Genomic DNA, 17,037 nt, shown 5'->3' on the forward strand with positions numbered 1-17,037 from the left:
GCCGCAAAATGATAAACTAATCCTGCATATGCTCCAGCGCATAATCTGCTTCTTCGGCAGTCAGTTCGCCCGCTTTTAATTGTCTCAGGAGCTCTTTTACTCTCTCGTTCTTTCCATTGGAATCCGCTGTTGCACGAGTCTGTGCCTCCGCGGAAAACGTTTCTTTTTTACGAATGGTTACATCCTTCAAACCTGCAAGTCTTTCTCCTTGTTCATTAAGCAGCTGAATATCGTAAATAAGCTCGGATTGACCTTTTTGGCCTGTTTTACGCGCATATGCCCAGCATTCTGCTGAAACTTTTTTCCGAATCGTAATCTCTCCTATTGAAAAAGGAACATAAACAGATGCCTCTTCTCTTCCGTCCGTAATCCCGAACAAAGATTGCAGAGCCCCATCAATTAAAGACGGATGCAATGTATAATTTTCAAGAGCATATGCGGCTTCTTTTGGCAGCAATAAGTGTGCAACCGCTTCTGTTTTTCCGCCCCATAAACGTTGAATCGGCTGAAAAGCGCGCCCATACAGGAACCCGTTTTCCCGAAAATACTTGTAACATTCATCTTGTTCACGGACAAAAGCACTTCTGTTTATCATCTCTTGTCTGTCGATATTCTCTATATCATCATCGTAATGATGATCATAATCTAATTCCCCCGTCACAAATCCATTCCTTACAGCAGCATCCTCGTCAGATGACATATTAAATAATATTTTGCCGTCTTTTACGGAAATGTGAGTGTAAATGGTCAGGCTTTCTTGCAAAAGCATGGCCGGTCTTGCAAATATCACGTTTTTTAAACGAGTGACCTCTTTCTTTCGATATGACCGCGTTCCCGCTGCGCATGCCATTTCAAGAAAAGCAGCTGCCGGGAGAATGCTCTTGTTTTTTACGATGTGGTCTTTTAACCAAATCTCTTTTTCTCTTAATGTCGTTTTAAAAAACTGCTGTTCCAGAGTAGATTCATTCGAATCCAGAAGCGGGTGCAGTGAAGACTGCTGCGGCAATATTTCCGGAAATATTGCGCTTTGATTTCGAGGCACCCAGTAAGACTCCTCAGCAAATGGATATAAAGGAAGCTTGACCTTTTGCGGGGTATACTCTTCATATAACTCTCTCCATTGAATATCAGCCCCGAAAGACCATAATTTTGCTAGAAGATTCAAGTCCTTTGTCTCCATCATCACTTCGAGGAATTTATCTTTCATCTTTTGATCATGAAAGATAAAGACTTTATCAAAATCTTTCGTAACATTGCCTTTGTATACGCCCTCTCCAATTGTTCCTTCAGTACAGAAAGTTCTCAGCTTCTCCTTAAGTTCCGGCAAATCAGAAGCTACAACAGCAAGTCTGTCTTCCATCGGCTCCCTGCATGTCTGCAATGTAAAAGCGATATCAGCTGCCGAGGCTGTTGTCTCCCGCTCTGTGAATTGCAGAAGGCGCCGGGCGTATTCTTTCAGTCTGTCTTCATTTTTGGCAGAAAGAACTGCGGCAAACGGACCGCTTATTGTTTGTGTGTCCGTATGGTTTTGATATTCCTCCACAATGACATGGGCATTTGCTCCTCCCGCTCCGAACGAACTGATTGCTGCTCTCCTGTTAGAGGCGCCTGATTCTTTCCGCCACTCTTCTTCTTTCTGCTGAACGTAAAAAGGCGTCTTTTCAAATCGGATATTTTGGTTCAGCTGTTCCGAGTGAATGGATGGCGCCAACTTCTGATGCTTAAATTGTAAAAGAACTTTTGTAAGGGCTGCTATACCTGCGGCAGACTCCAAATGTCCGATATTAGACTTCACTGAACCTATGGCACAAAATTGTTTATCATCCGTAAATTTCTCAAAAGCTTTTGTCAATCCTGCGATCTCAATCGGATCTCCGAGCGAGGTACCCGTTCCGTGTGCTTCCAAGTAGCTGACGGATCGCGGACTGATGCCCGATTTCTTGAAATTTTCAGCAATCAGCTCAGCTTGTGCATTCGGATTCGGAACCGTAAATCCATTGGTTTTTCCGCCATGATTTACAGATGTTCCTTTAATCACTCCGTATATATGATCCTGATCAGCAATTGCTTTTTCCAGAGGTTTCAACAGAACGGCTCCCGAACCTTCTCCCGGGACATAGCCGTCTCCGCCCTCTCCGAAACTTCTGCACAATCCTTCGGTGGAAACAAAATTACCTTGACTCAGCCAAAGGTATTTGCTGGGGTGTATGGATACATTAACGCCGCCTGCAAGCGCAATTTCACTTTCCCCTCTTTTAATACTCTCACATGCCAAGTGAATGGCCGTCAGCGATGATGAACACATCGTATCCAGTGCAATGCTCGGGCCGGAGAGATTAAAAAAGTATGAAACCCTGTTGGCAATAGATGAAAAGAAGGAACTGAGCGCAATCGGATTGCCCCGCGCAGTTTCTTCTGCGCCGAATAATTGATATTGTCCGTACATGGCTCCGACAAACACACCGGCTTTCATACCGTTAAGCTTCTCTTTTGTATATCCTGAATCTTCAAACGTATGCCAGGAGGTTTCGAGAAAAATTCGCTCCTGAGGGTCCATCAGCTCAGCTTCTTTATGAGAAATATGGAAAAACAGCGGATCGAATTGATCAACACCGCTGATAAAACCGCCCCACTTACTGTTGATTTTCCCCTTCTCCATTCTGTCGGGACTGTAAATCGATCTGAAATCCCAACGTTCCTCGGGGATTTCAATAATACAGTTTTTCCCTCCGGCAATGTTTTCCCAGAACTCCTCAAGAGTATCGGAATTCGGATATCTTCCGCTCACACCGATAATGGCAATATCCTCACCCGGCTGAACCATGCTCGGTGCAGGTGTATCCTTCTGCTGACGGTGCTGTTTTTTACTCGGATTTTCTCTTTTCTTCTGTACTCTTGTTACCGAAGCTGCCCCTGCGGCCTTAAGCACTTTTTCTTTAAAAGATGTTAGGAAGAAGTTTGAAAGCTCTTCAATGTTCTGATATTCAAAAAAGATTGTTTTCGGAAGATCCCCGAAAGTATCTTCAAGCTTTGCAATAAGTGACATGATCATAAGTGAGTTGATTCCGAACTTCTCAAAAGAGTCTTTCGCATTTATTTTATGAGCTTGGATTTTCAAGACACCGCTGATGATCTTGATTAAATAGTCATTGACTTTTTCTTTCGCAGCATATTCCGCTTCTTCATCGTGTCCCGCCGTGAGTGTATCTTGATCTGCTGCAGCTGTATTTCTTTGAATTGAAAGCGCCTTTATCATTTTATCCCGCTCACCTTCTGCAGGCATTAAGCTGGTAAATGAAGACCGCAGCATTTTCAGAAACGCTTCCAGAACAGAGGAAGTTCGCATCGGAGTCATTCCGTATTTTTCTTTTATTTGAACGATTCCACTGCTGTCGAGACTCATTCCGCCATCTTTCAATAACGGCCAATTAATTGATAGTGTTTTTCCGTTTCGAGAGAGCTGGGATCGAAGCACTGCAAAACTGTCCATAAAATGATTTGCGTACGCATAGTCACTTTGGCCGGCATTTCCGTAAGCGGAAAAAGAAGAAAAGAGAACAAAAAAATCAAGATCTTCGTCTTTTGTCAGCTCATCCAGCCAGATTGTCCCGTAAACTTTCGGTTTCAGTACGTCCGTAAAATCACCGAGACTTTTATTTACAAGAAATGAATCACGAAGGATGCCGGCAGCATGGATGATCCCGTTTATGCTGCCGTACCGCTCTTTAACGCCGAAAATGAATCGCTCTGCCTCTGTTCGATCTGTTATGTCCGTCCGCTGATATTCAACAATAGAGCCGCTCTCATTAAGCTTACTGATCCGTTCTTTTTGATCAGCTGTTAAAAAAGAACGGCCTGTAAGTATAATCACGGCTTGATTTTCATTAGCGATGTGTTCCGCAAACAGCAGCCCGAGTTTTCCGGCTCCTCCGGTAATGATATATATGCCGCCTTTTTGATACGTTACAGATCCGTTATCGTGTTCCGGAATATCAATAGGCTGCAGTCCTTTCACATAACGGGTATATGAGTCTATTAAAACCTCACATTCATCCGTTTGAATGCGCTGCATTTCACTAATTGCAGCATCCCACATCTCGGAAACCGGAGGATTTATGTCAGAATCCTCGTGGCGTATCTGTATGGTTTTCGCTTTAAGCTTGGAGCTTTCCATGTTTACCGTTTTCACGAACCCTCCGACAGCTTCATGAAACGGCTGATTCAGACCGCTTGTCCAATAAATATGCAATAACGTAACAGGTTCGTTTCTTCGCATTAAAGCTTTTGATAATAAAAAGAGCGAGTTTATCCCTCTGCGAAGAGTTTCATTAACAGATTCTTCAGTGAATTCTCTGATTTCTCCGTCCCATAAATAAAGCACGACATCAGGTGTAAATCCGTTTTCAGCCAAATCAGAAAGCAGCATTTCGACATGATGTTCATCAGAAGGATTGATTGTGCATCTATTCCGTTCAATTCTGTAATCAGAATCGGGCGTTACGAGAATGACACGGTTATGTTCTCCATTCATCATCTCGGCATGCTGAAAAAGACGGTTATCCTGATCAAAAATCAGCATATTCCCCGGTGCCTGCTGATTCGGCATATCAATGTGATTTGTCCTGACCCAATCGGTCTTAAAAAAAATGGTTGGGGACGGAGCTTGTGATTCCGGCTCCGCCTTTTTTTCCATTTGTTGTTTTCTGTAAGTACGAATTAGCTCCAGTCCTGCATCAGGAGACATTTGCTGTTCTTCAATTAAGGAAAGTATTTGTTTGATCTGCACTATTTTCCCTCCAGCAGCTGATAAACTTGGTCAGCAGAAAGTTCACCGTTTTTCAATTGTTCCAATAAGAAGAGAATTTCCTGATCTTCATTTTTATGACCTGCGGTTAATTCTCCCCCGGTCACTTTTCTGACAGAGAAGTCTTTCATGCTCACGGCTACTTCGCCGCTCTCGTTAATAAAATCAATGTTATACGTATAAAAACCGGTTTCTCTCACCGAAACATGGCATCGGGCAGTAAGCGCCCTCTTAATGTGAAGCTCTCTAAGTGAATAAGGAACAAATAAGCCGTCTTCCTCATTTTCTCTTAACAAAAATGCCGCCGCTTGAAAACCGCCGTCAATTAATGAAGGATGGAGTGTGAAATGTGAAAAACCGTTCGCTAAATGATCCGGAAGCTCCAATTCTGCCATTAACTCCACATCACCGCGATATACGGCTTTCAACGTTTGAAAACCGCTCTGATATGTCAGGCCCATACGACTGAAGCGGTGATAACACTCTTTCCGGCTTATGACCGTTTTACTGCTGCGTATGAACTGATCAATATCGACATACTCAGGATTGCTGTTTATGTCTCCGAATACTGTTTCACATTGTGTGCAGATTTGCTGCACGCCATCCGGGCCCTCTTTACATATCGTTACGTTCAACTTATCTTGTTTCATTTCCAAGCCGGTATAAATGTGCAGCGTTTTTCCTTTATATAATATAGGTCTGTTCCACATCACGTCTTTTATTTTATATACTTTACTTTCTCCGCTTATTTCCGCACAAACTAGAGCCATTTCAAGCGAAGCGGCTCCCGGCAACACACAGTCTCCTGAAACAAGGTGATCAGTGACGAAAAATTCAGTTCCGGAAATAACAGTTTTAAATGCTTGTTTCTTTAATGTTGAGACATTCTCGCTGATTAATGGGTGAAGACTTTTGCTATTCACCTCGCTTTTGTTCTTTTTCGGAGTAAACCAATAACTCTCTTTTGCAAACGGATAAGACGGCAGCGGCACTCTATTCAATTTCTCATTGCCGATGGTCTTCCATTCAAACTCGGCTCCATTGGCCCACCATTGTGCGAGCAGCTCCTCTTTTCCGCTTTGAAGAGCCTCCTGAATCATATATTCAGAAACAGCTGCGCGCTCTTCAGTGTTTTCGCTTATAAATACGCCATTTTGCACCTTGCTTTTATCAAGAAAGCTGACGTATTTATCTCTCAGCTCAGTCAGACTCACTGCACATACGGCAATTCTCTCGTTCATTGCTTCCCGGCCGTTTTGCAATGTAAATTCCATGTCACTGGCATTAACGGTCATGTCACCGGCAATCACGCGATCCAAGTACTGAACCATAAGCCGGATATACTCAAGTAATTGATCTTTGGTTTTCGCAGATAAAACAAAAATGTGTGTTTTACCGTTGTTTTCCGGCACTTCTTTTTGAGGTTCCCTATATTCCTCTAAAACAATATGCGCGTTCACACCGCCGAATCCGAATGAGCTGACACCTGCTCTCCTCGGCAGATCGTTGTTCTCTTCATCTTTTATCGGATTCCACTTTTGAGCGGTTTCTGTGATATAAAATGGCGTATTTTCCAGTTTGATGTATGGATTGAGTTCTGAAAAATGGGCGAGTCCCGGAAGTTTGCGATATTTAAAAGCCAGTAACACTTTCAGCACTCCGGCTATTCCGGCAGCGGTTTCGAGATGGCCGATGTTTGTTTTGACAGACCCGATTCCGCAGCTTTTCTGTTTCTCAAAAGGAATGTCCCATTCTTGATATAACGTTTTAAATGCCTTTATGATGCTGTTTACTTCAATCGGATCGCCAAGACTTGTCCCTGTGCCATGCGCTTCTATATATCCCGCAGTGGCGGGACTGACCCCCGCCTTCCGCCAAGCTTCGGTTAATAAGTCCGCCTGTGCGTTCGGATTCGGAGCTGTCAAAGAATTGGCGCGGCCGCCGTGATTTACAGCTGACCCTTTAATCAAACCATAAATATGATCACCGTCTGCCTGTGCTTTGCTGAGCGGCTTAAGCAGTACTGCAGCCGCCCCTTCACTCCTTACATAGCCGTCAGCGCTTTTATCAAACGTTTTGCACTTTCCGTCTTTGGAAAGCATACCTGCTTTATCAAAAGCTATAAACAGAGTAGGGCTTGTCATAATATGCACTCCGCCTGCAATCGCCATTTCAAAATCGCCTCTTTGAATCCCCTCAGCCGCACGATGGAGTGCAACTAATGAACTTGAACAGGCAGTGTCAATCGGTTCGCTCGGACCCGTCAGGTTCAGCTGGTAAGAAATACGATTAGCCAATATACAATGATTTAAACCGGTTGCGGTCTGCGCCTGAACAGAGACGCCATTTTCATTGAGACGTTCCGCATAGTCCGTTGTGGCGACCCCTGCAAACACCGCGGTTTTCGTCCCTGCCAGATCTGACGGCTTATAGCCCGCATCTTCTATTGTTTTCCATACAGTCTCCATAAAAATTCTTTGCTGGGGATCCATTAATTCTGCTTCGGCGGGAGAAATCCCGAAAAACAACGGATCAAAACTGTCCGCGCCTTTGATAAATCCGCCTTTTTTTATTTTTGTTCTATTGACGTCCCTGATCGGATCGCCGTCAAACTCTTTCCAGTCCCAACGGTCTTCAGGAATGTCTGTAATCATATCCCGCCCTTTTTCAATTCCTTCCCAAAAGTCTTCCAGCGTATCTGTTTGGGGGAAACGGCCGCTTATTCCCACTATTGCAACCGGCTCATTCATATGTCTTTCCTCTTGCCTGGTTTTGTTTTCAGGCTCAGGGGAATGTTCATAGGATTCGGGCGGAGGCGTGCTGTACAATGTTTTTTCGTCTGCTGCAGAAAAAGGTTCTGTCTCAGCAAAAAGGATTTCTCCGTATTGCTCGATTACATAATCAGTCAGTTCAGCCAGTGAATTGCATTCAAAGAAAATGGACGGCAATAATTCCGTACCATATTGTTGATTGATTTCATTTCCGAGTCTGGTAAACGTAATAGAATCAAATCCGTACTCGCCGAATGAAGTTTCTTCTTCCATTTCCTTTCTGTCAATCTTTAAAATACTGGACATCATCTTTGCGATGCCCTCAATCAGATTTTCTCTCCTGTCTTTCGCCGCAGATTCATCTGAAGAAAAAGATCCGCAGAGATGAAGCTCTTCGGAATACTCACTCTTTAAAAACTCAAGAAGTTCATTAAAATCAGTAAGACCGAAAAAATCTGACGGCATCATTGATATTCCTAATGTTTCGTTTAATTCGTTGCCCAGCATTGTAAACATAATTGAATCAAATCCGTATTCACTTATCGGCAGTTCAAAATCAAATTCCCGTTCTTCAATTTTTAATACGCCGGTGATGATGCGCGTCAAAGTGCTTTTTAAAGATTCAGTTATTGACAGCTCTTTCGGTTCGTGATTTTCGTCGGCGATTGCCGGGTCACTTTTTCCGCTGTCAATCGTTATCATTCGTTCCAGCTTTAATTCATTACCGCTAAATACCATTATTTGATGTTCACACCCTGTCATTGCTTGATCAAATGCTGCAAGGCCTTCCCGTTTTCCCAGAGGCAGCATTCCGAAACGGTCATAAAGGAACTTCTCTGAATGAATGTCAATTTGCATACCGCCTTCTTTCCATAAAGGCCAATTAATCGAGACTGTTTTTCCAGGTTTATTTTCCGCCGCTCTCATTTCCGCAAAGTAATCCATAAACCGGTTTGCATAAGCATAATCAGTTTGTCCGGCATTCCCGATTATTGCGCTGATAGATGAAAACATAACAAAAAAGTCCAGAGGTTCTCTGTCTGTATACCGGTCAAGCCATATCGTTCCGTAAACCTTGCTGGCCAGGACTGAATCGAGATCCTCTTCACGCTTATTGATGAGTAATGAATCTTTTATCACACCGGCGCTGTGAATAACTCCTTTAACAGGACCTAATTTGTTTTTGACGAGTTTTATCAGGTTGTTGACATTTTCCTTATCAGAAATATCGGTTTTTACATAAAAAACTTCTGATCCGTTTTTTTCGAGCTCTTTTACATTGCTTACGGCTTCCTCAGAAAGCTCTGACCTGCCGATAAGCACAAGCTTTATTCTCCCTTTTCGCACAAGATGTCTGGCAAAAATCAGGCCCAGGCCGCCTGTTCCTCCTGTAATAAGGTAAACTCCCCCTTCTTTTACTTCCATCTTTTTGGGGGGCTCTGCCCTTTCAATTTCTGCAGAGTGTTTCACCTGCCTGATTCCATCTCTGTATCTGATCTCTGAAGCATCATCGCTGATGACTGTTTCTTTCACAAGGTTTTTTAATTCAGGCAGACCGGTGTTCAGCTGTAACTGAATTTCATCGCTGTGTATTTCAATATTTTTACCGGACAACATTGGATGTTCTAAATGAAGCGACCTAAAAAAGCCGCTGATTGCCATTTGATAAGGTAAGATTTGATTGTTCCTTGTGAAAAATACATGTGATATCAGAATTTTATGTCTTGGGATGGTTGCTAACAGAGCTTTCGTTACATTGAAAATCGGCAAAACAGCCTCTTCCAGCTTTTCATGAATGTTATGCTCAATTCCCGTTTCAGGGCTCATCCCGATTAAAATGACGCGGTCAATTGTCACTTGTCTTTCTTTAAGAATCGCCAGCAATTTCTTATAGCCTTCAAGTTTGACGCTGTTCAATTCAAAGGAATCAGCTTCTTTTTCTTGAAAACTTCCGCCATGGCGGACAAAGATCATGTTCAGGCCGATATCTTTATATGCCTGGCGGATCAGCGGTTCTGATATATCCTGACGGAGTGAAATTACAAGGCAGCTGTTTAAACCGCTGCCTTCAGGCTGATGAAGCATAGGGGCCCGCTTCCACATATCAGTGTAATACTTAGCTGAATGCCGCTCATTTTGAGTCTGCGGTGCAGCCCTTAATGCCTTCAACGCTAAGTTTTTTATTTTAAGACTTACAGATCCGTGTTCATCCATAAATAGTATATGAAACCTTTTGACATCATCATGTTGTCTTTCATCGGCAGCAGTAATGTAAGCATAGCCGTTTGCCGAAGGTGGGTGAAGAATCTCCAGCTCACCTAATTCAAAAGGCAAATATGCGGTATGATCGTCTTCCTGACCGAACGTAAACCCGATTGTGGATTGAAAAATGCCATCCAATAAACACGGTTCCAGCAGCGCGCCGGATTTTTTATCAATGCTCTCAGGAAGTGATATTCGTGCAAGAACAGCATTTTCATGGATAAACAGCTGTTTTATTACCTGAAAGCCGGCTCCATAGTCCAAACCGCTCTGCCGGAAGTTTCTATAACACTCAGCGCCGCTGATTAATCTTTTCTGTCCGGTTAACCAGCTGTCCAATTTAAAATGCTCTGTATGAGAGGCGTCTTTATCTCCGCATGTCATAATGTTTCCTTGGCAATGAACTGCCGCTTCAGATTGCATATCGGTTTTTACCACAAATCTGCCGTCTTTTTGATTCGGCAGCAGATCTATCATTATCGTCTTTTCTTTTTCAACGGTTATCGGAACCGCCCATACAACCTGACTCAGTTTTATGACTGATTTTCCGTACAGCCTCTCTCCCGCTTCTCTGGCCGCTTCGATGATTGCCGCTCCGGGCAGAACCATATTCCCATGCACAACATGGTCTTTTAAATAATATTCAGAATCTGAAAGCGTTTTATAAAATCGGCACTCACCTGCAGAAAAATCAAATAAAGGAGCTGTACCGGCTGCTGATGTTGTTTGCGCCTTATTTGACACCCACAGTCTGTTTTTTAAGAAAGGGTAAGTCGGCAGCGCAATTTTTGCCGGTTTTCTGCCGGTGCGGAAATCTTCCCAGCTTAAATTCCCTCCCGATACCCAGAATTCAGCCATGTCGGCTAATGTGGTTCTGCCGGATTTGAGCGGAAGATCCGATTGCCGCTGTCCGCGTTTATGATTCGGTTTTTTCCCTCTGAATATTTCGTGATCGTCAATTCCATTATAAAAGTGATTTAATTTCAACATCAGGTCATCGATATTTTTCGAAATGACAGCAAGCCTTTCCGGCATGGCTTCCCGCCCTTCAAGAAGGGTATATGCAATATCAGAAAGGTGAAGCGGCTTATTTGTTCCCGCCGGCTGTAAACACTCGCCCTGCTTATGACGAGCCTTTTGAAGATATTCCTCCAGCTGTTTTGCTGATTCCCGTAAACTCAGTGAATGCTTGGCTGAGAGTACGATAAGTTCTTCACTTTCCTCACGCCCCGTTTGACAGTCAGCAGCAGACTCATACTCTTCCACAAGGATATGAGCATTTGCCCCGCCCGCTCCGAAAGAACTTAATCCCGCACGCCGCGGATATTTGCTGTCAGAATGTTTTTCATTCGCGGGTTTTATCCAGTCGGCGGTTTCCTGCTGGAGACAAAAAGGTGTCTCTTCCAGATAAAGATCCGGATGCACCCGTTCAGCATGCAGTGTTGCGGCTATTTTTTTATACTTCATTTGTAAAATAATCTTTGTCAGGCCGGCAATTCCCGCGGCCGCTTCGAGATGACCGATGTTAGATTTAATCGATCCGAGAGAGCAATATGAAACATCTTCGGTATAAGCTCTGAACGCCTTGGTCAGACCTCGGACTTCAATCGGGTCACCCAGCGGCGTTCCCGTGCCGTGTGCTTCAATAAAGCTGACACTTCTGGCGCTCCAACCGGCCGCTTTAAGAGCTCCTTGAATTAAATCCGCCTGTGCGGCAGGATTAGGCACCGTATAGCCATTCGTCTTTCCGCCATGGTTAATTGCCGTTCCTTTTATGACGGCGTACACAGTATCATTATCACGTATGGCATCTTTAAGCGGTTTAAGAATAACGGCCCCGACACCTTCTCCGGGCACGAAACCGTCGCCGCCTTCTCCAAAACTTCTGCATTTTCCCGATTTTGAAAGCATTCCCATCTGACACCGGTATAAATAGTCAGAAGGATGAAGATACAAATTTACTCCTCCCGCAACCGCAACCGAGCACTCACCTTTTTTTAAACTTTGGCAAGCCATGTGAATTGCCGTTAAGGATGAAGAGCAAGCCGTATCTACAGGGATACTGGGACCCGTAAAATCAAATGTGTAAGACACTCTGTTCGCGAGAGACCACGGGAACGAATTTGGAAGTACATCGTTTTTGTCCGTCGGTATTCTTTCGCCGAGCAGCTTGTAAGAATTGGTTGTAACTCCCGCAAATACACCGACATGTTTTTCGGTCTGCTTTCTCAACCCTTCAATGGTATATCCCGAATCTTCAAATGCTTTCCATACGGTTTCGAGAAATATTCGTTCCTGAGGATCCATCGCTTCTGCTTCTCTCGGCGATATTTGGAAAAACAAAGAATCAAATGATTCAGCATTCTTTAAAAATCCGCCCCATTTGCAATAAATTTTCCCCTCATGCGCTTTAGCGGGATCTGGATCATAGTAGGTCTCATAATTCCATCGTTCTTTCGGAATTTCTGTGATTGAGGTTCTCTCTTTTGATAGAAGATCCCACAATTCTTCGATATTTTCAGCCCCGGGATAACGGCCGCTGATACCGATTACCGCTATCCCGTCAAGATGTTCTTTTTCCTCCGCCGCAGATGCAGTGGTGTTTTGTTCCGGCCTGGCGGGGGTAATGCTCTGAATCTGTTTTCCTTTTTCCTCCCGTGAAAATAAACGTCCCAGCCGATCCGGGTATTCCTTTACAAGATGATCTGCTAAATCTCTGATTGTATGAAATTCAAATAAAAGCGTTTTCGAAATTGCTCCCAGTGACTGCTCCAGCTTTGTGTTGCATTGATGAATCATAACGGAATCCATTCCATATTCAGCCAGATGCACATCTTGATCGATCTCTTCCCGTTCTGCACCGACCTCACAGGAGATGATATTGGTTAAAAACAAAACTGTCTGATCCAAAATATCGCCTTGAGCCAAAGGAACGGCACTGCCTGTCTCTGTTTCGTCCGTCAAAAATCTCTGCTGCATAAAATGTTCAAAGCGTTCATGATCACCGCAGACTGCAATATTATGCAGCTGACCCGAAGTTACAATCCGCGAAAACCATTGCGTTCCGTCTTCAGCAGGAAGTTCTTCGAGCCCTGAACCATGAAAAAGAGACGTCCGCCCTTGACCTGACAGGTTCGCCCCCATTCCGATGTCTTGCCATAAAGGCCAATTGATTGTCAGGGTGCGGCCGCTGCGCAGAGAATTTTGCCGTTTCTGTTCCCGATATTCGGCAAAATGATCTAAAAAGCCGTTTGCATATGCATAATCACACTGACCTTCGTTGCCTGCAATAGAGACGACTGAAGAAAAAACGGCGAAAAAATCTAATTCGAGCGACTTCGTTGCATGATCAAGATTCAATGCGCCATGAACTTTCGGAGCAATCACCTCTGAAAGTTCATGCTTTGTTTTTCGAAAAAGCAGCGAGTCTCTGATAACTCCTGCACAATGAATGACGCCATGAAGACCTGCATGCTGATCGGTAATACCGTCAATCATTTTTTTTACCGCTTCTTTATCGGATATATTCGCCTGTATATAATAAACCTTGGCTTTAAAGCTGTTCAGGTATTCTAAATGTTTCTGCTTATCTCCGTTTAAAACAGATCGCCCCGATAGGATAATAGTGGATCTTTCAGTTTTCGCGCAATATTCAGCGATTTTACTGCCAATCCCCCCAAATCCCCCTGTAATTAAATATACTTTATCTTTTTCAGGGTATTGAATGGTCTTTCTGTTTGTTTCTCTCTGCTTCTCTAACATCCGTGCATATCTTACGCAGCCTCTGTAAGTGATATGAATATGCCGATCAGGCGCTGTGTTTATTTCTTTATAAAGAATGTCAGCCTTCTCTGAACATGAAACGGATGCAGAATCATGTTCAAAGCAAACCGTCTTACAATGCAGCTGCGGGTACTCTTGTTTTACCGATTTTAAAAAACCGTTCACACCTTCAAAATACGGCAATTTTTCTTTTTGATCTGCGCTGAATGTATAAATGAACGTTACTTTGTTTATAAGGTTCTCGCTGATTAAAGCCTTAGTCAGATAAAACACAGAATAAATTCCTGATGCGAGTGTTTCTTCCAGTTCAGGCTGTTTTTCAGACCAAGTATGCAAAATTGCATCGGGCGCTGCGCCTTTTTCCTTTAACAGACGAATGACACCTTGATAATCTTCGGGACACTGCCTGTTGATGGTGAAAACACTGTCGCTTATCTGCTCTAAACGGTCACCGGGCATAATAAGATATGCGGACGTATTCTCTCTTTTTTTCAGCTCTTCAAAATAGTCTTTATTCCCGGAGAACAACAAAATAGTACAGGCTTGTCCGCTGCCCGCTTCATTCTCAAGTGCGGTTTCTTTCCATACCGGCGTATAAAGTGCCTGATTCTTCTTTTCTGAAAAAGCCGCGTCTGATTTTACCGGCTGAGGGTTTAAAGAAAATTGAGAGCGCTCAAACGGATAAGGCGGAAGCGGGGCTTTTCTTTTATGATAATCACCTAGTTTCGCCCATTCAATCTCTTCTCCTGAAAGCCACATTTGCATAAATGAATGATAAAGAGCCTCATCGGCTGGTTTGTCCGCTTCAAAAGCAGCCGCTTTGTTTAGTTTTGCTGATGGAGGGAGCGATCCGAATTGAAAAACTGAAAAATCAGAGATATTCACATCCGGCTCCGTTCCCTTTTCTTCCGTGTGAAGCGGCATATGGTCAGCTATCTCCTGAAACACGGCATCCATCTGATTGTATTCTGTCATCAGCGGAAAACGGGCCTTATTATAAAAACCTGACGGATGCTCATTCATACAAGCAACAGCCTGTTTAATTCCGTCTTGCTTTTTCAATAACATGCTCAGAAAAAGTTCTTTAGACAAGATTCCTTCATCCAGTAAATTTAATATTTCCAGAACATAATCATTATCAAAGAATCCATCATAATCTGTTAAATCCCATCTCTTATACAGTCTTCTCATAGAGGCAAGGATAGCCATGATCGCCGCTTCCTCTTCAGCCGGCAATGCGTTTCTTTTATCCGCCGTGCGATTCACAATATAAGATAAAATCTCGATTTCCTGAGTCTTTCCCGCTTTATCCCACTCTTCTAAAAACCCTTTAAACGTATATTGGTGCTCAAGAAGCAGCCGTGTTTTCCCGTACAGGCGGTCTGTAAAATCAGCCGGGAAGCTCAGACCGTTCAGCAGCATCCTTACATATTCTTCATTTAATCGAACCGGCGGGTACGTTTTTGAAGTGTACGGATTGACAAATGGAATGGACGGCGGCTCGCAGGATAAGTGCGAAGGTTTTTCAGCGCCTGTGATCACAGAAATGGCCTTTTCAATTTTGATGATATCCGCTGCTGCAAGAGCGACGTAATATCCGTCTCCGGCGCCTGTAATGAGACTTGGCTTAAAACCGGATGCCAGGATACTTTTTATGATTTCCGTATTGATAACTAAAGAATACAAGCGGATTTTCTCAGGCGTCCATTTTCTTTTAAATGAACTGTGCAATGCTGGTATACCCTTCAGCACCGACCTTACGTTCTTTTCTAGATCAGGGAACACGCGTTTCAAAACGGCAAATTGTTTATAACTTTCCCATTTGAAGTCACCGATGGCAAGCGCCCATTCAGAATCTTGTTTCCTCCGAAAACTTAATCCCTCTTTAAGCTGATTTTTAAATTCCTCCTTGCTGCCTGCCAATAAACCCGCCCTGTAATCAAACGATGTCCTTGTTAAAAGGGTGCTGCTGATCGCTTCATTTGATATTTTGCAAAATTCCTCAGAATCGTCAGAAAAGGTTCTCCAATTATGTATCATTTGTTTCATGCTTTCTTCACTTTTAGCGGAAAAAAGGAAGGGAACCCTTCCCTTTCTGTCAGTTTCGTCATTTGTATGTATAAATTCTTCGATGATGACGTGAGAGTTAACACCCCCAAAACCGAAGGAGCTGATTCCCGCCCTGAGCGGAGCCCCGTCTGCCGCCTTCCAATCACTTGAATCAAGCGCCGGCCTAAACGGTGTTTTTTCAAACTGTATAATTGGATTTACCGTATGTACATTCAGGCTTTTCGGCACCCTCCGATGTTTCATCATCATTAGAACTTTTATCAATCCGGCCATTCCCGCCGCTGCTTCTGTATGACCGATATTTGTTTTCACACTTCCGATTCTGCAATATTGAGTATCCTCAGTATATTGCCGATATGCTTTTGTCAATGCTTCTATTTCTATCGGATCGCCCAGAGATGTACCTGTGCCATGTGCTTCTACATAAGAAACCGTCGCAGCATCAACAGCAGCGTTGTGTAAAGCTTCTGAGATGACCCGGCACTGCGCTTCTGCTCTGGGAGCGGTTATGGAACGGGATTTACCGCCATGATTAACAGCCGTCCCTTTTATGATCCCGTATATATGGTGACCGGCTTTTACTGCATCACCAAGGCGCTGCAGCAATACAACGCCTGCCCCTTCTCCGGGAACGTACCCGTTCGCCGCTGCGTCAAAGGTTTTACATTTGCCGTCAGGACTCAGCATTCTGGCTTTAGAAAAAGAAATATATTTTCCGGGTTGGAAATTCAAGTTTACTCCCGATGCAATTGCATAATCGCTTTCTTTTGTCCGCAATGACTTAACCGCTTCATGTAAAGCAACAAGCGACGATGCACAAGCGGCATTTACAGACATGCTTTTTCCGGTCAAACCGAATGTGTATGAAAGCCGGTTGGAGAGCATAGCTTCGAAACTTCCTAAACAGGCGTAACTGTCGATTTCCGATTCATGACCTGTCTGCCGGTAGTCAGAATTCATAATACCCGCAAAAACAGAAGTGGTTTTACGCTGGAGATCCCGCAAAGAGACCCCGGAATCTTCGATGCACCGCCAAGTTTCTTCTAAAAGGATTCTTTGCTCAGGATCCATGTTTTTCGCTTCCCGGGGAGAGATATTAAAAAACTTATGGTCGAAATGATCAGCTTTATGAATAAAACCTCCCCACTTGCTGATTGTTTTGTTCGGTATACTGATATCAGCTGAGTAATAAAGATCGTGATCCCACCGTTCAATCGGCACTTCCCGGATGGAATCTTTGCCGCTATTTATGTTTTCCCAGAATTCATGATAATGATCTGCATCGGGGAATCTGCAAGCAACCCCGATTATCGCGATATCCGCACTCTGTTTATTCAAATGAACCAT

At 43.7% G+C, this 17,037-nt stretch carries 2 protein-coding genes; both read right to left on the reverse strand.

The window, feature by feature from the left end:
- Positions 1–16: 16 nt before the first annotated feature.
- Positions 17–4,786, reverse strand: coding sequence for a type I polyketide synthase (locus AC2CGA_RS03740; RefSeq protein ID WP_484480128.1), 4,770 nt, complete (start codon positions 4,784–4,786; stop codon positions 17–19).
- Positions 4,786–17,037 carry an SDR family NAD(P)-dependent oxidoreductase gene (locus tag AC2CGA_RS03745; RefSeq protein ID WP_484480129.1) on the reverse strand — a complete coding sequence of 4,084 codons (12,252 nt, stop codon included), beginning with the start codon at positions 17,035–17,037 and terminating at the stop codon, positions 4,786–4,788. Before AC2CGA_RS03745 ends, AC2CGA_RS03740 begins: the two co-directional genes overlap by 1 nt.

This window comes from Bacillus sp. SYZHCR11, assembly GCF_057196865.1.